The 23,033-nt window shown below is 64.6% G+C and carries 24 protein-coding genes; 8 read left to right on the top strand and 16 right to left on the bottom strand.

The genetic code is table 11. The features are described from left to right. Positions 1-31 precede the first annotated feature (31 nt). The 3 genes from E4K64_RS15710 (at position 32) to E4K64_RS15700 (ending at position 3,396) form a co-directional block, all read left to right on the top strand. Complete coding sequence (locus tag E4K64_RS15710) at positions 32-772, top strand: SDR family NAD(P)-dependent oxidoreductase (protein ID WP_135164334.1); 741 nt, start codon at positions 32-34, stop codon at positions 770-772. Between the two features lie 81 nt (positions 773-853). Next, positions 854-2,002: an NHL repeat-containing protein gene (locus E4K64_RS15705; protein WP_135164333.1), complete on the top strand. Its 1,149-nt coding sequence runs from the start codon at positions 854-856 to the stop codon at positions 2,000-2,002. Positions 2,003-2,169: 167 nt separating this feature from the next. Continuing rightward, entirely contained in the window at positions 2,170-3,396 is a 1,227-nt protein-coding gene (locus tag E4K64_RS15700; protein ID WP_135164332.1) for an ABC transporter substrate-binding protein, read from the top strand. A 105-nt stretch (positions 3,397-3,501) separates the two neighbouring features. Here the strand turns inward: E4K64_RS15700 and E4K64_RS15695 are convergent, their stop codons facing one another. The 8 genes from E4K64_RS15695 to E4K64_RS15660 all read right to left on the bottom strand — a co-directional run bounded on the left by E4K64_RS15695 (position 3,502) and on the right by E4K64_RS15660 (position 12,523). After that, positions 3,502-4,758: a TCR/Tet family MFS transporter gene (locus E4K64_RS15695; RefSeq protein ID WP_135164331.1), complete on the bottom strand. Its 1,257-nt coding sequence runs from the start codon at positions 4,756-4,758 to the stop codon at positions 3,502-3,504. Further along, entirely contained in the window at positions 4,755-6,137 is a 1,383-nt protein-coding gene (gene der / locus E4K64_RS15690; RefSeq protein ID WP_135164330.1) for a ribosome biogenesis GTPase Der, read from the bottom strand. The genes E4K64_RS15695 and der overlap by 4 nt, the downstream gene beginning before the upstream one ends. Before the next feature lie 48 nt (positions 6,138-6,185). After that, positions 6,186-6,737, bottom strand: coding sequence for a hypothetical protein (locus E4K64_RS15685; RefSeq protein ID WP_135164329.1), 552 nt, complete (start codon positions 6,735-6,737; stop codon positions 6,186-6,188). Between the two features lie 47 nt (positions 6,738-6,784). After that, complete coding sequence (locus E4K64_RS15680; RefSeq protein ID WP_126258250.1) at positions 6,785-7,438, bottom strand: tetratricopeptide repeat protein; 654 nt, start codon at positions 7,436-7,438, stop codon at positions 6,785-6,787. 166 nt (positions 7,439-7,604) lie between these two features. Beyond that, positions 7,605-9,197 (bottom strand): class I adenylate-forming enzyme family protein, encoded by a 1,593-nt coding sequence (locus tag E4K64_RS15675; RefSeq protein WP_135164328.1) that lies wholly within the window; start codon positions 9,195-9,197, stop codon positions 7,605-7,607. Between the two features lie 77 nt (positions 9,198-9,274). Next, a complete protein-coding gene (locus tag E4K64_RS15670) occupies positions 9,275-9,859 on the bottom strand; it encodes an NnrU family protein (RefSeq protein WP_135164327.1) in 585 nt (194 codons plus the stop codon). A gap of 218 nt (positions 9,860-10,077) precedes the next feature. Next, positions 10,078-10,656: a hypothetical protein gene (locus E4K64_RS15665; protein WP_167772029.1), complete on the bottom strand. Its 579-nt coding sequence runs from the start codon at positions 10,654-10,656 to the stop codon at positions 10,078-10,080. Between the two features lie 244 nt (positions 10,657-10,900). Continuing rightward, positions 10,901-12,523, bottom strand: coding sequence for a peptide chain release factor 3 (locus E4K64_RS15660; RefSeq protein ID WP_135164325.1), 1,623 nt, complete (start codon positions 12,521-12,523; stop codon positions 10,901-10,903). 171 nt (positions 12,524-12,694) lie between these two features. Between E4K64_RS15660 and sugE the strand changes: the two genes are divergently transcribed. Then, positions 12,695-13,009, top strand: coding sequence for a quaternary ammonium compound efflux SMR transporter SugE (gene sugE / locus E4K64_RS15655; protein ID WP_126258245.1), 315 nt, complete (start codon positions 12,695-12,697; stop codon positions 13,007-13,009). Here sugE and E4K64_RS15650 read toward each other — a convergent pair. The 7 genes from E4K64_RS15650 to E4K64_RS15620 all read right to left on the bottom strand — a co-directional run bounded on the left by E4K64_RS15650 (position 13,002) and on the right by E4K64_RS15620 (position 19,485). Beyond that, on the bottom strand, positions 13,002-14,009 hold the full coding sequence (locus tag E4K64_RS15650; RefSeq protein WP_135164324.1) for an inorganic phosphate transporter: 1,008 nt from the start codon (positions 14,007-14,009) through the stop codon (positions 13,002-13,004). The genes sugE and E4K64_RS15650 overlap by 8 nt on opposite strands. A gap of 4 nt (positions 14,010-14,013) precedes the next feature. Beyond that, the gene (locus tag E4K64_RS15645; RefSeq protein WP_135164323.1) at positions 14,014-14,658 is read right to left on the bottom strand and encodes a DUF47 domain-containing protein; all 645 of its coding nucleotides are present in this window, start codon (positions 14,656-14,658) and stop codon (positions 14,014-14,016) included. 156 nt (positions 14,659-14,814) lie between these two features. Further along, positions 14,815-15,783, bottom strand: a complete 969-nt coding sequence (locus tag E4K64_RS15640) for a branched-chain amino acid ABC transporter permease (RefSeq protein WP_135164322.1) — start codon at positions 15,781-15,783, stop codon at positions 14,815-14,817. Between the two features lies 1 nt (position 15,784). After that, positions 15,785-16,648 (bottom strand): branched-chain amino acid ABC transporter permease, encoded by an 864-nt coding sequence (locus tag E4K64_RS15635; RefSeq protein WP_135164321.1) that lies wholly within the window; start codon positions 16,646-16,648, stop codon positions 15,785-15,787. Between the two features lie 65 nt (positions 16,649-16,713). Further along, positions 16,714-17,934, bottom strand: coding sequence for an ABC transporter substrate-binding protein (locus E4K64_RS15630; RefSeq protein WP_135164320.1), 1,221 nt, complete (start codon positions 17,932-17,934; stop codon positions 16,714-16,716). A 56-nt stretch (positions 17,935-17,990) separates the two neighbouring features. Further along, positions 17,991-18,737 carry an ABC transporter ATP-binding protein gene (locus E4K64_RS15625; RefSeq protein WP_126258240.1) on the bottom strand — a complete coding sequence of 249 codons (747 nt, stop codon included), beginning with the start codon at positions 18,735-18,737 and terminating at the stop codon, positions 17,991-17,993. Beyond that, a complete protein-coding gene (locus E4K64_RS15620; protein WP_028136885.1) occupies positions 18,730-19,485 on the bottom strand; it encodes an ABC transporter ATP-binding protein in 756 nt (251 codons plus the stop codon). Before E4K64_RS15620 ends, E4K64_RS15625 begins: the two co-directional genes overlap by 8 nt. A gap of 334 nt (positions 19,486-19,819) precedes the next feature. Here E4K64_RS15620 and E4K64_RS15615 point away from each other — a divergent pair, with 334 nt between their 5' ends. Continuing rightward, entirely contained in the window at positions 19,820-20,485 is a 666-nt protein-coding gene (locus tag E4K64_RS15615) for a PAS domain-containing protein (RefSeq protein WP_135164319.1), read from the top strand. Between the two features lie 78 nt (positions 20,486-20,563). On the opposite strand, the gene E4K64_RS15610 is transcribed toward E4K64_RS15615, so the two are convergent. Then, positions 20,564-20,923, bottom strand: coding sequence for an ArsC family reductase (locus tag E4K64_RS15610; RefSeq protein ID WP_135164318.1), 360 nt, complete (start codon positions 20,921-20,923; stop codon positions 20,564-20,566). Positions 20,924-21,027: 104 nt separating this feature from the next. On the opposite strand from E4K64_RS15610, the gene E4K64_RS15605 reads away from it, so the two are divergent. The 3 genes from E4K64_RS15605 to E4K64_RS15595 all read left to right on the top strand — a co-directional run bounded on the left by E4K64_RS15605 (position 21,028) and on the right by E4K64_RS15595 (position 23,024). Continuing rightward, positions 21,028-21,399, top strand: coding sequence for a tRNA-binding protein (locus E4K64_RS15605; RefSeq protein ID WP_135164317.1), 372 nt, complete (start codon positions 21,028-21,030; stop codon positions 21,397-21,399). A gap of 206 nt (positions 21,400-21,605) precedes the next feature. Continuing rightward, positions 21,606-22,238, top strand: coding sequence for a TetR/AcrR family transcriptional regulator (locus tag E4K64_RS15600; protein WP_135164316.1), 633 nt, complete (start codon positions 21,606-21,608; stop codon positions 22,236-22,238). A gap of 3 nt (positions 22,239-22,241) precedes the next feature. Next, positions 22,242-23,024: a sulfite exporter TauE/SafE family protein gene (locus E4K64_RS15595; protein ID WP_135164315.1), complete on the top strand. Its 783-nt coding sequence runs from the start codon at positions 22,242-22,244 to the stop codon at positions 23,022-23,024. The last annotated feature ends 9 nt before the right edge of the window (positions 23,025-23,033 follow it).

The raw sequence follows: 23,033 nt of genomic DNA, 5'->3' as shown, positions 1-23,033 counted from the left end.
ACAAGCCCGGGCATGACGGAAGTATTCGACGATGACACAGCCCCTCGCCAACCGCATCGCTCTCGTCACCGGCGCCTCGCGCGGCATCGGCTATGCCACGGCCCTCGCTCTGGCGAAGGCCGGCGCGCATATTGTCGCCACCGCGCGCACGCAAGGCGGGCTGGAAGAACTCGACGACGAGATCCGCAAACTCGGCGGCAGCGCCACCCTGGTGCCGCTCAACCTCACCGATTCCGACGGCATCGCGCGCCTCGGCGCAGGCCTGCACGAGCGCTACGGCAAGCTCGACATCCTCGTCGGCAATGCCGGCGTGCTCGGCCCCTCCTCGCCGATCGGCCATATCGAGCTGAAGACCTTCAACGACGTGATGGCCGTCAACGTCTCCGCCAATTTCCAGCTGATCCGCTGCATGGAGCCGCTGCTGAGGCAGTCCGATGCCGGCCGCGCCGTGTTCATCACCTCGGGCGCCGCCAACAAGGCAACCGCCTATGTCAGCCCCTATGCCGCCTCGAAAGCCGCGCTGGAAACATTGGCGCGCGCCTGGGCGCAGGAGACCGCGAACACCAAGCTGCGCGTCAACCTGTTCAATCCCGGCCCGGTCCGCACCCGCATGCGCGCCACGCTGATGCCGGGCGAGGATCCGGCGACGCTCGACGCGCCAGAGCAAGTCGCCGAATTGATCGTGCCGATGTGCGCGCCCGACTGGACCGAGACCGGCAGGTTCTACGACTACAAGACCCGCACGCTGATGAGCTTCCGCGCGCCGGCCTGATTGACTCGAATGCCTCCCCGCGATTGACTGCCCGCGCTCAGGCGGCAGCAAGCCGCCAAGCCAACAACAAGGGAGGTCGCCATGGCATCATGGCATGATCGCGCAGGCTTTGCGCGCGCGCTCGCAAATGTCTCTCACGCCATCTCCATCCTGATCGCCGCCATCGCCTTGATGGTTCCGGGCACGGCGCGAGCCGGCGACGTCCCGACCTTCGCAGTCGATGCGTCCTGGCCGAAGCAGCTGCCCAACAACTGGATCCTCGGCCAGGTCGGCGGTATCACCGTCGATGGGCAGGGCCATATCTGGGTGATCCACCGCCCGCGCTCGCTCACCGACGACGAGAAGGGCGCAAGCCTCAATCCACCGCGTTCGAAATGCTGCGTGTCGGCGCCGCCCGTGCTCGAATTTGACGCCGACGGCAATCTGCTGCGGTCCTGGGGCGGCCCGGGCCAGGGCTACGAATGGGTCGGCCGCGAGCACGGCATCGAGGTCGACGAGCGCGGCTTCGTCTGGGTCGGCGGCAATGCCGACAACGACAACGCGATCCTGAAATTCACGCTCGACGGCAAGTTCGTCGCCCAGATCGGCAAGTTCGCGCCAAGCCTTGGCAGCAACGACACGACCCAGCTCGGCAAGCCCGCCGAAACCGCGCTCGACAAGGAAGCGAACGAGATCTACGTCGCCGACGGCTATGGCAACCGCCGCGTCATCGTGTTCGACGCGACCAGCCTCGCCTACAAGCGGCATTGGGGCGCCTATGGCAACAAGCCCGACGATGCCAAGCAAGGTCCCTACGACCCCAAGGCTCCGGTTGCTCAGCAGTTCGGCAATCCGGTCCATTGCGTGAAGCTCGCCAATGACGGCCTCGTCTATGTCTGCGATCGCATCAACAACCGCATCCAGGTGTTCAAAAAGGACGGCAGCTTCGTGAAGGAGTTCTTCTTCGAGAAGAACACGCTCGGCAACGGCGCGGTGTGGGACATCGCGCTCTGGCCCGATCCGAAGCAGACCTATCTGCTCAGCGCCGACGGCGAGAACAACGAGATCAGGGTGATCAAGCGCGAGGACGGCAGCGTGGTCGGCAGCTTCGGGCATAGCGGCCGCAACGCCGGTCAATTCCACTGGGTGCACGCCATGGCGATCGACGCCAAGGGTAACGTCTATACCGCCGAGGTCGATACCGGAAAGCGCATCCAGAAATTCAGGCTGACATCGGACGCGCTGAAATAGCGTCTTGACGCATTTTGCCCAAAAGTTAACCGAGAGATGACGCTACGACGCAGCATCGTCCGGCTTTAGGCGCATTGCCGCCGGCGCTCGGACAGGCTAGAGCCATCGGAAGGACCAAGACTCCTCAAAAGAGCCGTCCGCATATTTGACAATGGAGGAAACCTTTTATGACGACAACGTTCGCCCGCCGCTCCGCGGCCCTTCTGGCCTGTGCCGCCTTCGGTTTTGCAACATCCGCTTTCGCGCAGGACAAGACCGTCAAGATCGGCGTGCTCAACGACATGTCGAGCCTCTATGCCGACATCGGCGGCCCGAACTCGGTCGCGGCGGTGAAGATGGCGGTCGAGGATTCCGGCCTGAAGGCCAAGGGCTGGACCGTTGAGGTCCTCTCCGGCGATCACCAGAACAAGCCCGACATCGGCGTCAACATCGCCCGGCAGTGGATCGATGCCGACAAGGTCGATGCCATCGCCGACACGCCGAGCTCGGGCGTTGCGCTCGCGGTGAGCAACCTCGTCAAGGAAAAGAACGCGGTGCTGCTCAACTCGGGTGCGGCCACCGCCGATCTCACCGGCAAGGCCTGCACGCCCAACACCGTCTCGTTCACCTACGACACCTACATGCTCGCCAACGGCACCGGCAAGGCGCTGACCAAGGCGGGCGGCGACAGCTGGTTCTTCCTCACCGCCGATTATGCCTTCGGCCATGCGCTGGAGCGCGACACCGGCGCGGTCGTCACGGCCACCGGCGGCAAGGTGCTCGGCGGCGTCAAGCACCCGCTGAACACGGCGGACTTCTCCTCGTTCCTGCTTCAGGCGCAGTCCTCCAAGGCCAAGATCATCGGCCTCGCCAATGCGGGCGGCGACACCACCAACGCGATCAAGCAGGCCGCCGAGTTCGGCATCGTCCAGGGCGGTCAGAAGCTCGCCGCGCTGCTGCTGTTCATCAACGACGTGCACTCGCTCGGCCTGAAGACCGCGCAGGGCCTGACCTTCACCGAATCCTTCTATTGGGACCTCAACGACCAGACCCGCGAATGGTCGAAGCGCTTCCAGAAGGTCTCGCCCAAGGGCTCGATGCCCTCGATGACGGTCGCAGGCCTCTACGCCGAGATCCTGCATTATTTGAAGGCGATGGAAGCGCTCGGCAGCAATCCGCATGACGGCGCCAAGGTCGTCGCCAAGATGAAGGAGCTGCCGACTGACGATCCGCTGTTCGGCAAGGGCCCGCTGCGCCAGGACGGACGCCGCCTCATCCCGGCCTATCTGTTCGAGGTGAAGAAGCCCGAGGAGTCGAAGGGACCGTGGGACTATTACAAGCTGGTTGCCACCATCGCGCCCGAGGACGCGGCCAAGCCGCTCAAGGACAGCGATTGTCCGCTGGTGAAGAAGTAGACCAGCCAACGCTTTCGTAGGGTGGGCAAAGGCGCCCAAGCGCCGTGCCCACCTTCCGTCCGCGAATTGACGAAGCAGCGGTGGGCACGCTTCGCTTTGCCCACCCTACGAGACCGTCTTTGTGGACGCCAGCGTCCGCACGGCGATCGCCACGCACAGCACCATCAGCACCGCCGCAAGCAGGAACGGCGCGCCGGGCAGATGCAGCGGCGCGCTGGTGCCGATGAAATAGGAAAAGGTCAGCGTGAACAGGAACGGGCCGACGAGCTGCGAGACGCTCTGCACGCTCGCGGTCGCGCCCTGAAGCTGGCCCTGCTGATCGGGCGTCACCAGCCGCGTCATCAGGGATTGCGAGGCGGCACCCGAGATGCCCCACAGCGCCAGAATGGGAATACCAAGCCAGGACAGCGGCCCGGTCGGCGCCGCGCCCAGGACCAAGAAGCCGAGCGCGCCACAGCACAGGCCGAGCAGCAGCGCGTTCCGCTCGCCCAGCACACGCACGATCGGGCCGATCGCGAGCCCCTGCACCACCATGGCGCAGATGCCGACCATCGCCAGCGTCAATCCCACGGTCTTGGAATCCCAGCCGTAGCGATAGGTCGCGTAGAGCACGAAGGTCGAGGGCAGCACGACATGCGCGACCTGCGCGATGAAATTCACGACCGACAAGGCGGCCAACACCGCGTTGGATCGCAACAGATGCAGTGCCCCGACCGGACTGGCACTCCTCCAGCGGAACGGCGCGCGCTTGTCGGGCGCCAGCGATTCCGGCAGGACGAACAGCCCATAGAGCGCATTGGCGAAGCTCAGGGCCGCCGAGGCCCAGAACGGCAGGCGCGGATCGATGTCGCCGAGCAGGCCGCCCAGCGCCGGCCCCAAGATGAAGCCGGCCCCGAAGGCCGCGCCGATCCTGCCGAAGACCGCCGCGCGCCGCTCCGGCGGCGTGATGTCGGCGATATAGGCGAAGGCCGTCGAGATACTGGCCGAAGTAATGCCTGAAATCACGCGGCCCACGAACAGCCAGGCCAGCGACGGCGCCAGCGCCATCAGCACGTAGTCGGCGGCCAAGCCGAAATTCGACAGCAGCACCACCGGCCGCCGCCCGAAACGATCCGACAGCGCGCCGAGCAGCGGCGAGAACACGAATTGCATCAAGGCCCAGGCGGTGCCGAACAGGCCGAAGATGCGGGCCGCGTGCGCGGTGTCGTTGTCGACGAAGCTCTCGATCAGCTTCGGCAGGATCGGCATGATCACGCCGAGCGCGAGCATGTCGAGCAGGATGGTGACGAAGATGAAAGCGACCGCGCCGCCCCTCGCCGGCACAGCGCCTTGCGCCGTCGCCTCTCCGGCACCGCCGCTCACGACGGGCGCTTGCGCTTGTGCGCGAACGGATTGGCCTTCTCGCGCAGGGTGATGCGCACCGGCGTGCCCGGCAGATCGAAGGTCTCGCGCATGGAATTGGTGAGGTAGCGCAAATAGGATTGCGGCACCGCGTCGGCGCGCGAGCAGAACAGCACGAAGCTCGGCGGGCGCGCCTTGTTCTGCGTGATGTAGTTCAGCTTCAGCCTGCGGCCCGACACCGCCGGCGGCGGATTGGCCTGGACCGCCTGCTCGAACCAGCGATTGAGCGCCGAGGTCGGCACCCGCCTGTTCCAGACCGCATAGGCGTCCTGAATGGCCTGCATCAAGCGGTCGATGCCTTCTCCCATCAGGCCCGACACGGCGACGATCGGGACGCCCTTGACCTGCGGCAGCAAGTGATCGGCATCACGGCGCAGACCCGAGATCGCGCCGCCGCCCTTGGTCTCCATCAGGTCCCATTTGTTGGCGGCGAGCACGATGGCGCGGCCCTCGCGCTCGATCAGATCGGCGATGCGCAGATCTTGCTCCTCGAAGCGGTTTTGCGTATCCATCATCAGCACGACGACTTCGGCGAAGCGCACCGCGCGCAGTGCGTCGGCGACCGAGAGCTTTTCCAGCTTCTCCTCGATGCGCGAACGCCGGCGCAGGCCGGCGGTGTCGAATACGCGGAAATCGCGGCCCTTCCAGTTGATCTCGACCGCGATGGAATCGCGCGTGGTGCCGGCCTCCGGGCTCGTCAGCAGCCGCTCCTCGCCGAGCAGATGGTTGATCAGCGTCGACTTGCCGGCATTGGGCCGGCCGACGATGGCGACCCGGATCGGGCGGGTCGCGGCCTCTTCCTCGGAGAGCGGCGCGTCATCCTCGATCTCGTCTTCGTCCACGGGCTCCGGCATCAGCTTGGCGAGCGCACCGTAGAGCTCGCCCATGCCCTCGCCGTGTTCGGCCGAGATCTGGATGGGATCGCCAAGGCCGAGCGCGAAGGCTTCCATGGCGCCGGCATCGCCGTGCTTGCCCTCGCTCTTGTTGGCGATCAGCAGCACCGGCTTGTTGGCCTTGCGGGCGAAATCGGCGAAGGCGCGATCGGTGGGCGTGAGGCCGATGCGGGCATCGACAACGAAGAACAGCGCGTCGGCTTGCGCGATCGCCGCCTCGGTCTGCTCCTGCATGCGCGCGGTCAGCGAGCCCTTGGCGCCCTCGTCGAGGCCGGCGGTGTCGATAATGGTGAAGTGGAGATCGCCAAGCCTGGCCTCGCCCTCGCGGCGGTCGCGGGTGACGCCCGGCAGATCATCGACGAGCGCGAGCTTCTGTCCCACCAGGCGGTTGAACAGCGTCGATTTGCCGACATTGGGCCGGCCGATGATGGCGATCGTGAAGGACATCGGTCATTCGTGCGCTGCCGGGGCTGCGCGTGTCAATGAAATGAATGATCAGCGCGAGAAGCTGCCGCTCGGCAGCGGCGCCGGGAAACCGCCCTGCGATTGCTGCTGCGTGGTCTGGGTCGGTTGCGCCTGCTGGACCGGCTGATCCGGCGGCGGCGCGGTGGTGCGCTTGCGGACGATCTTGTGCTTGGGCGGCGGAGCGGCCGTGGGCGGCGCCGCCTCCGGCTGAGCCTCGCCGTCGACCTCGCCGGCAGGCGCTTCAGCCGGCGCAACCGCTGCGGCTGCCGGTTGCCTGGTGCGCTTCGCCTTGGCGCCCTTCGCCGACTTGGCCGACTCGGGCGGCGGCTCCGCAGGCAAAGCCGCCACGGCGGGCGCGTTCGGATCGGGCTGCTGCTGCGCGCCCTTGTACAAATCCTTCGGCACGCCTTGCTCGAGGCCGGGCACACCTTCCGGGAAGACCGGCTTGCGGTCGCCGGGCAGCTTCTTCTTGGTGTCGAGGAAGTCGAGCAAGTCGCTTGGATCGAAGCTGGAGCAGCCGCCCAGGACGCCGGTGAAGGCGATCAGGACGGCGGCTGCGATCAAGCGTGGCGTACGGCGCATCTTGTGTCTCGTTTACGTCAGAGGGCCCGTCAGTTGTCAGCTCTTGGTCAGCTTTTGGCGACGGGCGGCAACAGGGCCTGGAGCGCCTCGGCGCGCGAGCGCAGACCGGGCGGGGTTTCACCGTCCTCGGCAATCGCGTCGAGCCATTTGCGGGCCGCGGTCATGTCGTTGTTGCGCCAAGCCGACAGCGCCAGCATCTCGCGGGCACTGTGGCGGAAGGTCGCCTTGGGCGCGGCGGAGGGCTCCAGCCGCTGCAGCATGTCGGCATAGCTGGCGCTGTCGAGCACGAGGCCGGCGGCGCGGATCTTCGCCAGATCCTGCCACTCACCGCCGACGCTGCGATCGGCAGCAAGATCATCATACATCTTCGCGGCGGCCTTAGGATCGCGCGCGGCAGCCTCGGCGGCGGCGCGCAGCCGTGCCAGGGTGCGATAGCCCGACGGCGCCTTGGCGGCGAGCTCGGTGAAGGCGGCCTCAGCCTCGGCGTGCTTGTCCTGCTCGGACAGCTCGACGGCCTTCTCGAAGGCGCCACCGGCCTCAGCGGCCTTCTTGGCCTCCAGGTACCTATAACCCTGCCAGCCAGCCGCCGCGGCCACGACCAGCACCATCAGGGCGATGAAGTAGATCGAATACTTGTCCCACAGTCTCTTGAACTGTTCGCGACGTACTTCCTCGTCGACTTCGTCAAATAATTCAGACACTTATGCTAATCCCATGCCCGTGCGGGTGCGCGCGCCGAAGCGTCCGCGTCAGGAATCCCGTCCCCCGTGTGGCGGCGAGGTACCCTAACGATATGGCGGTGGCAAGGCAAAGCGAGCCCGATCAAGGCGTTAACCACCCGGGACAGTCCGGAGGCCTCGGCCCGATTCAAGCTCCGAGCAGCTCCCGCAGCTGCCGCTTCAATACCTTGCCGTTGGCGTTGCGCGGCAACGGGTCGGCCGTGATCGCCATGGTCTCGGGAACCTTGTAGTCGGACAGCCGCTCCGCGCACCAGGCCCGCAAGTCGCTGTCGGCCACCGGCACCCGCGTCACCACCACGGCATGGACGCGCTCGCCCAACACCGGGCAGGCCCTGGCGATGATCGCGCTCTCGACCACTGCGGGATGGCCGGCCAGCACGGATTCGACCTCGGCCGAATAGATCTTCAGGCCGCCGCGATTGATCATGTCCTTCTGCCGGTCGAACACGCGGACAAACCCCTCCGCATCGACCGAACCAAGATCGCCGGAATGCCAGAACCCGCCAGTGAAGCTTTCGGCGGTCGCCTTCGAATTGTTCCAGTAGCCCTTGATGACGGAGGCGCTGTGGATCCAGAGCTCGCCGATCTCGCCGTGCGGCAGTTCGCGCCCATCCGGATCCATCGCCACGATGCGCGCGCCGGGGCACGGCAGGCCGACGCTGTCGATATGGCTCTCGGTCAGCTCGCCCGGCATGATCGTCGAAGGTGACGTCGTCTCGGTCGCGCCGTAGCAGTTCATCAGCTTCAGGCCCGGAATCTTCGCCTTGAGCTTCTCGATGGTCGCGACCGGCATCGGCGCGCCGCCAAAACCGCCGATGCGCCAGCTCGACAGATCGTAGCCGTCGAAATCGGGCTGCAGCAGGCAGAGATTATACATCGCCGGCACCATCACCGTGTAGGTGACGCGCTCGCGCGCGGCGAGCTTGAGGTAATCGGCGGCCTTGAACTCGGGCATGATGATCAGCGCGCCGCCGCAGCGGATCATGGTGGTGATGTTGGCGACGACGCCGGTGACGTGGCCGAGCGGCACCGCGGCGATCGAGCGGTCCGCTTCCGTCAATTGCAGGCAGGACACGAACACCATCGAGGAATGCACGATGTTGCAATGGGCCAGCATCGCGCCCTTCGGCTTACCGGTCGTGCCCGAGGTGTAGAGGATCATCGCGGTGTCCTCTTCACTCACCTCGACCGGCGCCGGTGCCGGCGCGTTGTCGGCGAGCAAGGCGAAGCGCGATCGGGCCGGCTCCTCGTCGACGGCGATACGGTGGATCAGATCGGGCACATCCTGCGCGTCAGGCAGCCGCTCGGCGAGCGAGGCTTCGTGGATCAGGATCTTCGCGCCGCAATCGGCGAGCACATAGGCGATCTCCGGCTTCTGCTGGCGCGTGCTGAGCAGCACCGTCACCAGCCCCTCATGCGCGGCGGCAAACAGCAGCAGCGGAAATTCGATGCGGTTGCCGAGCAGGATCGCGACGCGGTCGCCGCGCTGCAAGCCCAGCTTGCGAAAACCCGCCCCGATCCGCGTCGCCTGCTCCACGGCCTGGCGCCAGCTCAGCCGGACATTGCCTGCGATCAAAGCCTCGCCATTGGCATTACGGGCGCAGGCATCCGCGATCATCGCCCACAGGCTCGCCGGCCGATCGCAAAAGGCCGGCACCAGCCGATCGCCAAACCGCGCCTCGAGCCGCATCGGCGGGATCTGAGATTGCGACCAGTCCATCGGAACGCCCTCGGCTTGTTGCTTTTGTCACGTTCCGCGCACGGCTGCGCGCAATGGTCTTGCGCTGAGCGGCTGCGCTACACCCCCACGACCGGCACGCCGATCACGACCGGATGGAACGCGAACGCCAGAGCCACATAGGCGACGAGGCCGACCCCGACCGCGATCAGATCGTTGGTGACGCCGCCCACCGGTATAGGCGGGCCGCCGGGGTCGGTGCGATGCTTCAGCGAAATGCGGTCATAGACAGCCCAGCCCAGGAACGAGCCGAACAGGATGATGGAGCCGAGATCGCCGTTGGCCAAAAGATGCGCCGCAGCCCACAGCTTGAGACCGGCCAGCATCGGATGCTTCAGCGTCGCGTAGATGCGGCCGCGCAGATAAGAGGCGACCACCAGGATCACCGCGGGCAGCATCAGCGCGACCGCGATGTGCTTCATCGCCTTCGGCGGATACCAGACGTCGATCCAGCCGGAGCTGCGGTAATGGCCAAAGCCCCAGACGATCAGCACGAGCCCCGCGAGCGAGACCAGCGTGTAGAGGATCTTGTAGGTCCCCTCGCCCAGCCGCGCGATTGCCTGCGCACGCGCCTCACGTTTCGTCGTGAAAACATGGGTGGCGAAGAACAGCACCAGCCCCAGGATCATGACCAGCAGACCCATGACATCCTCCCCCGCGAAGCAGCCCCCGCCAATGGCGTATCATCGATTGGCTGCGGGCCGCAACTCTTCCGCCTCATGGTGAGGAGGCGCGAAAGCGCCGCCGGACGATGCTGCGCATGGCCGGGCAAACCATAGAGGCCCCGGCTCTCGCGACAGCTCGGCCTTTCATCCTTCGAGACGCGCGTGAAGAACGCGCTCCTCAGGATGAGGAGATAGAGCTATTTTCCAAATTCGCGATTGTCGACATAACGGATGGCGATCGGCCGGCCTGCCAGCGCGCCGCCGAGACCGCCGGTGAATTTCAGCGGCAGGCAGGCTTTCAGCGAGGAGTTGATCGCGTTGAGATAGGTGGTTCGGGTCTCTGCGGGCACGCCGGGGGTCGCATAGGTGAGGCGCGGCGGGCCGATCAGGCCTCCGGCCTTGTTGAAGCTGAAGCGCACCGACATCTGCATGCCCACGCGCGCATTGTCCGATGGCGGCGACCAGCAGCCGCGCAACGCGGCGAAGAGGTCGCCGATCGTATCGAGATCGTGATCCGGCTTCTGGTACTTGGCGCGGTCCGCCTCCGACGGAACGCTCTGGATGGTGAGCTGGAGGTTCTGGCCGTAGGGGTAGTCAATCTCGGGAATGCAGGGGCCCGGCTCGAGCGGGCTGCAATAGGACGGCGTGCAGGGCCGGTCGTCGAGCACGCTGCACGGCTCATGCGCAAACGGAATCGGATTGATCTGGCGCGGCCGCGCGTCGGCGGCGGTCGTCGAGATCGTCAGCAACAGAAGAACGGGAATGCCGCGCCACATAGAGTGAACTCGCGATGTCACACGAGTTGAAGGTGCCATTGCCTCCAACACCGTCAAGCCTATCGCCGTTCACGTGCTCGCGTTCAATGCACATTGTCGTCGCCCGGCCAGACCGGGCGACCCAGTATTCCAGAGGCGTTCATTGTCGAGCCGAGGAGCTGCGGCGTACTGGATGCCCCGGTCAAGCCGGGGCATGACAGCGGCGGATATGGCGGCAGAGCCGCCATAACGGAACCGCCGCACCCTACCCCTTCTTCTTGACGTCCTTGACGTTGGTGAACTCGATGCCCTCGGCGCGCTCCTTGGTGTAGCCGAGATAGAACTCGTTCCGGGCGAGATAGACGGGATCGCCGTCGACGTCGTCGGCGATGCTGGAGGTGTTGGCGGCGATGAAGGTGTCGAGCTTCTTGCGGTCCTCCGAGGAGACCCAACGCGCCAGCTGGAATTCGCTGACCTCGAACTCGACCGGCAATGAATATTCCGCCTCGAGCCGCGCCTTCAGCACGTCGAGCTGCAGCGCGCCGACGACGCCGACCAGCGCGGGCGCGCCGTCGCGGGGGCGGAACACCTGCACCACCCCCTCTTCCGACATCTGCTGCAGCGCTTCCTTCAGCTTCTTCGCCTTCATCGCGTCGGTGAGACGGACGCGGCGCACGATTTCCGGCGCGAAGCTCGGCACGCCGACGAAGTTGAAATCCTCGCCCTCGGTCAGGGTGTCGCCGATGCGCAGCGTGCCGTGATTGGGAATGCCGACGACGTCGCCGGCGAAGGCTTCGTCCGCGACCGAGCGGTCCTGGGCGAAGAAGAATTGCGGGCTCGACAGCGGCATGCTTTTGCCGGTGCGCACCAGCTTGGCCTTCATGCCGCGGCTGAGCTTGCCCGAGCAGAGGCGCGCGAACGCGATGCGGTCGCGGTGGTTCGGATCCATGTTGGCCTGGATCTTGAACACGAAGGCGCTCATGCGCGGATCGGTGGCCTCGACCCTGCGCTGGTCGCTGTCCTGCGCGCGCGGTTCGGGCGCGAACTTGCCGAGACCTTCCAGAAGGTCGCCGACGCCGAAATTGCGCAGCGCACTGCCGAAATAAACCGGGGTCAGATGGCCTTCGCGGAACGCCTCGAGCTCGAACGGCTTCGAGGCCGCGGTGACGAGCTCGAGCTCGTCCTTCACCGCAGACACGTCGAGATTGGCGTTGAGCTTGGCCAGTTCCTCGATCTCGATCTGCTGGGCTGCGCCGGTCTTGGCGCCGCCGCCTTCGAGCAGGCGCACGCCGCCATTGACGACGTCGTAGGTGCCGAGGAAGTCGCGGCCGCGGCCAACCGGCCAGGTCATCGGCGTGGTGTCGAGCGCCAGCGTCTTCTCGATCTCGTCGAGCAGCTCGAACACGTCGCGGCTCTCGCGGTCCATCTTGTTGATGAAGGTGATGATCGGAATATCCCGCAGGCGGCACACTTCGAACAGCTTGCGGGTGCGCGCCTCGATGCCCTTGGCGGCGTCGATCACCATGACGGCGGAATCGACCGCGGTGAGCGTGCGATAGGTGTCTTCCGAAAAGTCCTCGTGGCCCGGCGTGTCCAGGAGGTTGAAGACGAGGCCCTCGAACTCGAAGGTCATGACCGAGGTCACGACCGAGATGCCGCGCTCGCGCTCGATCTTCATCCAGTCCGAGCGCGTGTTGCGCCGCTCGCCCTTGGCCTTGACCTGACCAGCCAGGTTGATGGCGCCGCCGAACAGCAGCAGCTTCTCGGTCAGCGTGGTCTTGCCGGCGTCAGGATGCGAGATGATCGCAAAGGTGCGCCGCCGCGCGACTTCCGCGGCAAGCGGGGAACGGGCCGGCGATTCGGCTGTGGTGATGGCAATGTCGGACATGGCGGGAGCGTGTGGCAGGGAAAACGGGCCTGATCAAGCCTCATTTGGTGATTGCGGAGCCATTCGGCCAGCCCCATATCGGCTTGATCATCGATCTTGGGGAAGGACGGCCTTCCCGCTCATCAGCATATCAGCCCGCGGGGACGACCCTGCCTTGAATGGAGGGTCGCCATGGCCTGGAGCATCCTGTTCGTCGCCGGGCTTCTCGAGATCACCTGGGCGATCGGCCTGAAATACACCGAGGGTTTTAGCAGGCTTGTTCCGTCAATCGTCACGCTGGCGGCCATGGCCGGCAGCGTCATCCTGCTCGGCCTCGCGCTCAAATCGCTGCCCGTCGGAACCGCCTATGCGGTGTGGACCGGGATCGGCGCGGTCGGCACCGCGACGCTGGGCATCGTCCTGTTCGGCGAGCCGGCCACGGCCCTGCGTCTTGCCAGCATCGGCCTGATCGTCGCCGGGATCGTCGGGCTGAAGCTCGTCACTTGACGAAGATCTGGACCATCCACCAGGTCAGCGCCGCGACGATGGCCGAGGCCGGGATCGTGATCACCCAGGCATAGACGATCGAGCTTGCCACGTTCCAGCGTACCGCCGAGACGCGGCGGGCCGCGCCGACGCCGACGATGGCGCCGGTGATGGTGTGCGTGGTCGAGACGGGAACTCCGAGGAAGGTCGCCATGAACAGGGTCGCCGCGCCTCCCGTCTCGGCGCAGAAGCCCTGCATCGGCGTCAATTTCGTGATGCGCAGGCCCATGGTGCGGACGATGCGCCAGCCGCCCATCAAGGTGCCCAGCGCCATCGCGGCCTGACATGACAGCACCACCCAGAACGGCACCGAGAAGTCGCTGCCGAGATGGCCCTGCGAATACAGCAGCACCGCGATGATGCCCATGGTCTTCTGCGCGTCGTTGCCGCCATGGCCGAGCGAATAGAGCGAGGCGGAAGCGAATTGCAGGATGCGGAAAGCGCGATCGACCGCGAATGGCGTCGAGCGCACCGAGGCCCACGACACGATCGCCACCAGCATCATCGCGAGCAGGAAGCCGACCAGTGGCGACAGCACGATTGCCAGCACTGTCTTGGACAATCCGCTCCATACCGCGGCCGAGATCCCGGCCTTGGCCATGCCGCCGCCGACCAGCCCGCCGATCAGCGCGTGCGAGGACGAGGACGGGATGCCGAGCGCCCAAGTCACCAGGTTCCAGACGATGGCGCCGACCAGGGCGGCGAAGATCACCTGGGCGTCGACGATCGCGGGATCGATGATGCCGGTGCCGATGGTCTGGGCGACGTGCAGCCCGAACACCATGAAGGCAATGAAATTGAAGAACGCGGCCCACAACACCGCATATTGCGGCCGCAACACGCGGGTCGAGACGATGGTCGCGATCGAATTGGCGGCGTCGTGCAGGCCGTTCAGGAAGTCGAACAGCAGCGCGACGGCGATCAAGCCGACCAGGATGGGAAGACCCAACGCTGCATCCACGGCCCTAGACCTGCTCGATGACGATGCTGTTGATCTCGTTCGCGACGTCGTCGAAACGATCAGCCACCTTCTCGAGGTGGTCGTAGATCTCGACGCCGACGATGAAGTCCATCGCGTTGCCGTCGCGATGCTTCAGGAACAGCTCCTTCAGCCCGATGTCGTGGAGATCGTCGACCCGCCCCTCCAGCTTGCCCAGCTCTTCGGTAATGGCGGTCAGCATGGCGACGTTCGGGCCGATCGACTGCATCAGCGGCAGCGCACGCCCGACCAGATTGGCGCAATCGATCAGGAGCCCGCCGATCTCGCGCATCGGCGGCTCGAAGGTACGGACCTCGAACAGCATCACGGCCTTGGCGGTCTGCTGCATCTGGTCGATGGCATCGTCCAGCGACGTGATCAGGTTCTTGATGTCGCCACGGTCGAACGGCGTGATAAAGGTGCGGCGCACCGCCGTCAGCACCTCGCGGGTGATGTTGTCGGCATCATTTTCGAATTGGTTGACGCGCTGGCAGTAGACCGGCGTCTCCTCGCCTCCATTGAGCATGCCCTGGAGCGCGATCGCGCCCTGGATCACTGTCTGGGCATGCCGGTCGAACAGGTCGAAGAACCGCTCTTCCTTGGGCAGGAATGCACGAAACCATTGCATCATGGGGATAGGCTACCGGTTGGAAAATGGCCCGGCCCGAGGGGCCGTCATGAAACTGTCATAGACCATTTTCGAGCCGCGCGCGTGTCATCTCACGCCTGCGGCGCCGGATCATCCACCGGATTATCGCACCAATAAAACTGGTGCGATATCAATTATTTAGAGCGATCTCCGGAAGTAATGCGCGATTTCACCGATGACGCCGCGGCGGAAGGTCAGCACGCAGATCACGAAGATCGAGCCCTGGATCACCGTCACCCACTGGCCGAAACCCGCCAGGTATTGCTGCATGGCGATGATCACGAAGGCGCCGACCACGGGGCCGAAGATGGTGCCGAGGCCGCCGACCAGCGTCATCAGCACGACCTCACCGGACATCGACCAATGGACGTCGGTGAGCGAGGCGTTCTGCGCCACGAACACTTTCAGCGCACCGGCGAAACCGGCCAGCGTGCCTGAAAGCACGAAGGCCAGGAACTTGTACTGGTCGGTCCGGTAGCCGAGCGAGATCGCGCGCGGCTCGTTCTCGCGGATGGCCTTCAGCACCTCGCCGAACGGCGAGTTGATGATGCGGAAGATCAGGAGGAAGCCGGCGAGGAATCCGACCAGCACGACGTAATAGAGCACCGTCGGCTTGGACAGATCGAAGATGCCGAACAAGTGTCCCTGCGGGATGCCCTGGATGCCGTCCTCACCATGGGTAAACGGGGCCTGGAGGTAGATGAAGTACAAGAGCTGCGACAGCGCCAGCGTGATCATCGAGAAGTAGATGCCCTGGCGGCGGATCGAGATGTAGCCCGTGACGATCGAGAGCACGAAAGCCGCGGCGATGCCGACGAGGATGCCGAGCTCGGGCGGCAAGGCCCAGACCTTCAACGCATGAGCGCTGCAATAGCCGGCGGTGCCCAGGAACATCGCGTGGCCGAACGACAACAGGCCGCCATAGCCGACCAGCAGGTTGAAGGCACAGGCGAGCAGCGCAAAGCACAGCGCCTGCATGACGAAGAACGGGTAGACGCCCGTGAACGGCACCGCCGCGAGCAGCAGCGCCATCACCACGAAAACGATCATCTCGTCGCGCATCGCGCGAGGGGTCACCGGCAGCGTGTTGTCCGTCAGGGTTGTCATATCAGGCCGCCCTTCCCGTCAATCCCGTTGGCTTCACCAGGAGCACCAGCACCATCAGCACGAACACGACGGTGTTGGAGGCCTCGGGGTAGAAATATTTGGTCAGACCCTCGATCACCCCGAGCGCGAAGCCGGTGATGATGGAGCCCATGATCGATCCCATGCCGCCGATCACGACCACCGCGAACACGACGATGATGAGGTCGGCGCCCATCAGCGGCCGCACCTGGTTGATCGGCGCCGAGAGCACGCCGGCGAGCGCGGCGAGGCCGACGCCGAGACCGTAAGTGAGCGTGATCATGCGCGGCACGTTGATGCCGAAGGCGCGCACCAGCGTTGGATTTTCAGTGGCGGCGCGCAGGTATGCGCCGAGCTGGGTCTTCTCGATCAGGAACCAGGTCGCAAGGCACACGATCAGCGAGAACACCACCACCCAGCCGCGATAGACGGGCAAGAACATGAAGCCGAGATTCATGCCGCCCCTGAGCTGGTCCGGAATGGCGTAAGGCAGGCCGGACGAGCCGAAATAGTTCTGGAACACGCCCTGCACGATCAGCGCGATGCCGAAGGTCAGCAGCAGTCCGTAGAGATGATCGAGCCCGGTCAGCCATTGCAGCATGGTCCGCTCGAGGATCATGCCGAAGATGCCGACGATGATGGGCGCAAGCAGCAACGCCCACCAATAGTTGATGCCGCCGATATTCAGCAGGAAATAGGCGACGAAGGCGCCCATCATGTAGAGCGCGCCATGGGCGAAATTGATGATGTTGAGCATGCCGAAGATCACGGCAAGCCCGAGACTGAGCAGCGCGTAGAACGAGCCGTTGATCAGTCCCACCAGTAGCTGAGCGTATAGAGCCTGCATCGATCAATCTCGTACCCGGTCTCGTTATGCCATTTCATTCTGCCGCGCCCGCGGGCGCGGCCAACTCACTTCTTCACCAGGGGACAGGCGCTTTCCGACAGCGGCCGGAAGGCCTGCTCGCCGGGGGTCGTGCCGATCAGCTTGTAATAGTCCCACGGCCCCTTGGATTCCTCGGGCTTCTTCACCTCGAAGAGATAGGCCGGATGCAGCTTGCGGCCGTCAGCGCGGATCGTGCCCTTGCCGAACAGCGCGTCGTCCGTCGGCATTTCCTTCATCTTGGCGACGACCTTGGCGCCGTCATGCGGATTGCCGCCCATGGCCTCCAGCGCCTTGAAATAGTGCAGCAGGCCCGAATAGACGCCGGCCTGCACCATCGAAGGCATCGCCTTGTTCTTCATGCGCTCGGAGAAGCGCTTGGAGAACGCGCGCGTACCGTCGTTCAGGTCCCAATAGAAGGTCTCGGTGAAGTTCAGGCCCTGCGCCACCTTCAGCCCGAGCGCGTGCACGTCGGTGATGAAGAGAAGCAGGCCCGCAAGCTTCTGGCCGCCCGAGACGACGCCGAACTCCGCCGCCTGCTTGATCGTGTTGGTGGTGTCGCCGCCGGCATTCGCCATGCCGATGATCTTGGCCTTGGAGGCCTGCGCCTGAAGCAGGAACGACGAGAAGTCGGCGGTGTTCAGGGGATGCTTGACATTGCCGATCACCTTGCCGCCCGATTTCACCACGACCGCGGCAGTGTCGCGCTCGAGGGCATGGCCGAAGGCGTAGTCCGCGGTCAAGAAGTACCAGGTGTCGCCGCCCGCCTTCACCAGCGCCTGCCCCGTGCTGTTGGCCAGCATGTAGGTGTCGTAGACCCAGTGGACCGTGTTCGGCGAGCATTGCGCGTTGGTGAGATCCGACGTCGCTGCACCGGTGTCGATCAGGATGGAATTCTTCTCCTTGACGATGTTGTTGACCGCCAGCGCAACGCCGGAGTTCAGGACATCCATGAAGATGTCGACCTTCTCGACGTCGATCCATTGCCGGGCAATCGTGGAGCCGATGTCGGGCTTGTTCTGATGGTCCGCAGAGATCAGGTCGAGCTTCCAACCCTTGGCCGCGAGCCCGGAATCCTCGATCGCCATCTGCGCGGCGACGGTCGAGCCAGGGCCGCCGAGGTCGGCATAGAGTCCCGAATTGTCGGTCAGTACGCCGATCTTGATGTTCTTGTCCTGCGCGACCGCGGCGCCTGCCGCACCGAAGGCCAGGGCTGTGCCGAGCAACATCGCCGAAATGCCGTGCTTCATAATCCGCTCCCCAGTATTGCTTTGACAGTTACTCTCGATGGTCCGGCCTAGCACCGCTACACGCCGAGATAGGTGTGGAGCTTGTCCATGTTGGCGGCAAGCTCGGCATTGGAAAATCCGTCAATGATCTTGCCGTGCTCGACCACGTAGTAGCGGTCGGCGACGGTGGACGCGAAGCGGAAATTCTGCTCGACCAGGAGAATCGTGAAGCCCTCCTTCTTGAGCCGCGCAATGGTGTGGCCGATCTGCTGGATGATGACGGGCGCGAGACCCTCGGTCGGCTCGTCCAGCATCAGGAAGCTCGCGCCGGTGCGCAGGATGCGCGCAATCGCGAGCATCTGCTGCTCGCCTCCGGACAGCTTGGTGCCCTGGCTGTTGAGCCGCTCCTTCAGATTCGGGAACAGCTCGAAGATCTGATCGAGCGGCAATCCGCCTTCGCGGACCACCGGCGGCAGCATCAAGTTCTCGCGCACGTCGAGACTGGCGAATATGCCCCGCTCCTCCGGGCAGAATGCGATGCCCATGCGCGCGATCTTGTCGGAGGTCGCGCGAATGATCTCCTCGTTGTTGAACTTCACCGAGCCGGTACGCTTGCCGATGATGCCCATGATCGACTTCAGCGTGGTCGTCTTGCCGGCGCCGTTACGCCCGAGCAGGGTGACGACCTCGCCCGCGTTCACGTCGAAGTTGATCCCGTGCAGGATGTGGGACTCGCCGTACCAGGCTTCGAGGTTGCGGACTTGAAGGAGGTTTCCGCCGGTCGCAACCTTGGCCGGAGCCTCGGCAATCGCAGTGTCAGGCATGCCCGGCTCCCAAGTAAGCTTCCTTGACGCGCTCGTCCTTGGTGAGCTCGCTGTAATGACCTTGCGCGAGCACCTGCCCGCGCGTCAGCACGGTGATGATGTCGGAGAGGTTGGCCACGACGCTCAAGTTATGCTCGACCATCAGGATGGTATATTTCGCGGAGATGCGCTTGATCAGCGCCGCGATCTTGTCGATGTCCTCGTGACCCATGCCGGCCATCGGCTCGTCCAGCAGCATCATCTCCGGGTCGAGCGCAAGCGTGGTTGCAATTTCGAGTGCGCGCTTGCGTCCATAGGGCATCTCGACCGCGGGCGTGTTGGCAAACTCGCTGAGACCGACATCGTTGAGGAGCTCGCGGGCGCGATCGTTGAAACGGTTGAGGACCGACTTGGAGCGCCAGAAATCGAACGAAGAGCCGTGCTGGCGCTGAAGCGCGACACGGACGTTCTCCTGCGCGGTGAGATGCGGAAACACCGCCGAAATCTGGAACGAACGGACAAGCCCCAGGCGGGCCACGTCGGCCGGCGCCATCGCGGTGATGTCCTGCCCCTTGTACAGGATTTTTCCGGCAGACGGTTTGAGGAACTTGGTCAGAAGATTGAAGCAGGTCGTCTTGCCGGCCCCGTTCGGGCCGATCAACGCGTGAATGCTCCCACGGCGAACCTTGAGCGCAACGTCGCGGACGGCGAAGAAGCCCGCGAACTCCTTGGTCAAGCCTTCCGTTTCGAGAATGAACTCATCGGCCAAACAGATTTCCCCCTGCCCGCGTCGCGCGTGGCTATCCTTGTTGCTTCGGCTTTCCGGAGGCCTTGGAGCCTATCCTTGAAGCCTCTCCGGAACGCCGCCTCCGGGCGCGGAATATGCCGGAGGTGACGGGGGTTAGGCAAGGCGGAAAGCTGAGCAGATCAGGTCTCCGGCTGGGATACAAATGCTCCCTTAGTCGGAGGTGTGTGATGTCGCGCCTGCCCGGCCTCCCGGTTCGCAAGACACCGGTCGTCAAGCCGTCGTTAACGGTCTTTCGTTCCGTGCGCCAGCCTTCATCAAAAATTTTCCCGCACATGGCATCGTGCGCGGGTTTTTGATGGTCTGGAATATTGTCTTGGATTTCGCCAGCGCCGCTCCTTCCGTCGTCAAGTCGATCAGACAGCGTGATCTCCTGAACACGTGGCTGCGACTTTATGCGCGCCAGCAGATCGCGCCGGCGGTCTGGGAATATCAGCCTGCGCGGCTCGAGGAAGAGCTGTCCGATCTCATCTATTATACGGTGGATACTTCCACGCCGGCCCCGCGCCTGACCATCCAGAGCGCAAACACGCGCATCTCGCGCGCCTATGGACATACCGGCAAGGGCGTTCTGCTCGAGGAGTATCTCGGGCCGCGGCTCGCGCCCTTCGTGATGCCGATCTATCACGAATGCGTGGCGCGCGGGCTGCCGGTCTACAGCGTTGCCGACGTCGACGACATCTACGGGCACATCGTCGCTTATGAACGGCTGCTGCTGCCATTCCAGACCGACGGCAAGGTCTGTCACGTCATCGCATCGGTCAAGACCTTCTGCGAGGACGGCGGCTTCGAGATCAAGAATCTGATGCGCGGAAATGACGCGCTGCCGCGTCCGAAACTGCGCGCCCTGATCGACCGCGAACTCTTCCATCGGGCGCCCGGCCGCATCGCGACGGCCGAATTGGTCGAGTTCGCGGACCAGCCGGCTCCGGGCGTCGCCAACGAGATCATCGAGCTGAACTAGAACGCGGAACGCGTTTGCGCGGAGACCATGCTCAAACGACAAGCCAAGGCGCGATGATGCTCTCAGCGCGATTTGGCGTCAGCGCGATTTGGCGCCGACTTCCTTGGCATAGATCTCCGGCTTGAAGCCGACCAGCAGCTTGCCGCCGATTTCCAGCACCGGCCGCTTGATCATCGATGGTTGCGCTAGCATCAAGGCCAGCGCCTTCTTCTCGGAGAGGCCGTCCTTGTCGGACTCGGGGAGCTTCTTGAACGTCGTCCCGGCGCGATTGAGCAGCGTCTCCCAGCCGACCTTGGCGCTCCACTGCTTGAGCTTGTCCTGCTCCACGCCCGCCGCCTTGTAGTCGTGAAACGCGTAAGGCACGTCATGGGCATCGAGCCAGGCGCGCGCCTTCTTCATGGTGTCGCAGTTCTTGATGCCGTAGATGATGTTGGGCAAGGCGTTCCTCGCGCATGACGTATCGTGGTGGACGCGGCGTTGTACGAAACTCCGCTTCGCGCGACAATATTGCCAACGACGCCATCTCGCCGAACGGATATCCCATGCACGTCACTCACGATCCCGCGGCCGCCGCCACGCCGACCATCGACTTCAACAGCTTCCTGGCCGTCGATATCCGCGTCGGCACCATCGTCGACGCCAAGCCGTTTCCCGAGGCGCGCAAGCCGGCGTTTCGGCTCTGGATCGACTTCGGACCCGCCATCGGCGTGCGCAAGAGCTCGGCCCAGATCACCGAAAACCATCCGCTCGAGACGCTGGTAGGCCAACAGGTCGCGGCCGTGGTCAATTTCCCGCCGCGCCAGATCGGACCTGTCATCTCGGAGGTGCTGACGCTCGGCTTCCCCGATGCCGACGGCAAGGTCGTGCTGATGCAGCCGAGCCAGCCGGTGCCGAACGGCGGACGGCTGTTCTAGCCGCGCGGTCCGAGGCTGCCGCGTCGCTTGCGCCGGCGCGCTTGCAGCAAATCCTTCTGTTTCTCTTCGGCCGGTCCGGACTTGACCGGATCCGTATTCGATTATAAAAATGACTGACTGATCGCTTTTTATTGAAACCAGCCTCTTTCGGCCAAATCGGCGTCCAGCCGAAAACGATCAATCTGTCAGTTATTTGAGGCCGCCGGATGCCCAAGATCAGCGACAAGCAACGCGAAAGCCGGCGGCAGCAGATTCTCGAAGCGGCCCTCGCCTGCTTCTCCGAAGACGGTTTTCACCAGACCGGGATGGCCGACATCGTGAAGCGGTCCGGACTGAGCCATGGCGCGGTCTATCTCTACTTCCAGAGCAAGGACGACCTGATCGAGGCGCTCGCCGACGACCGGCACCGCCGCGAAGCCGTGCTCAATTCGGTCGCGCAAGGATCGGGCGACCCGATCGAAGGACTTCACGCACTGATCCGCGTCTACGCGCAATGGCTGACCGATCCCGCCGGCGAAGCCCGCCGCCGTGTCGGCATCCACGGCTGGGCCGAAGCCCTGCGCAACCGCCGCGTCCGCACCGGCGTCGTCGAAGGCATCGACATGCCGCGCGCTCTGATCGTGGCGCTGGTCGAACGCGGCCAGCATGATGGCCTCATCCGCCGCGACCTCGGTGCGGACGCGATCGCGCGCACGCTGATCGCGATCTTCCAGGGGTTTGTGCTGCAAAAATGCTGGGGCGACGAATTTGACGTCGACGCCTGCATGGCGGCCGTGGCCGGCATGATCGACGGCTTGCGCACGACCAGGTCCGAGACCAAGCGACGGACCCGGACGTAAGCGATGTCCTGGCTTCACGACCTTCTCGCCGGTGGCGGTGTCGGTCTGGCCGCAGGCCTGGCAGCGGGCTTCACGGGGACCAGCCCGGGCGGCGGCCTCGTGATCTTCTCCGTGCTGCTGCTCGGGGCCGAGCAACACGTTGCCCAGGGCACCTCGCTGATTACTCAAATTCCGCCGACGGGTCTTGCCGGCATACGCCGCTACTGGCAAGGCGGCAATCGCAGCCCCTTGCCGTGGATCATCTGGATCGGCTTCGGATTTCTGATCGGTGGCGCCGGCGGCGGTCATGCTGCAACATTGGTTTCCGACTCCGTCCTGCAATGGACTTACGTCGTCTATCTCGTCGCGCTGATCGCCCTGTTGATCCTGCGCCGCGAACGCAAGGACGGCAGCCACGACGCCGGCGAGCGCGGTGAACTTCACTGGCTGCCCCTGCTCCTGATCGGCGCGGTTGCGGGCTTCTCCTCCGGCTTCATGGGCATCGGCGGCGGCCTCGCGATCACCGTCGGTCTCGCCGCCGGATTTCGCGTGCCACAACATCAGGCGCAGCTCGTCAGCCTCGTTTTCTCGGTGATCCCAACCAACCTTCCGGCGGCCTGGATCTACTGGAGCAATGGGCTCATGGTCGGCTGGCCCGCCATCACAGGCATTCTCGCCGGCCTCTGGGTCGGCACCGACCTCGGCGCACGCATGGCCAACGGCGTCAGCCGATCAGTGCTGCGCCAGGCCATGATCGCTCTCGTTTCGCTGATGGCGCTCTACATGACCTACAAGGCGCTGAGCTAGCCTTGCGAC

It is taken from the genome of Bradyrhizobium frederickii, assembly GCF_004570865.1.
Lineage (GTDB): Bacteria > Pseudomonadota > Alphaproteobacteria > Rhizobiales > Xanthobacteraceae > Bradyrhizobium > Bradyrhizobium frederickii.
The sequence above is the reverse complement of the archived record's forward strand: the minus strand, read 5'-3'. Positions and strand labels throughout refer to the sequence as shown.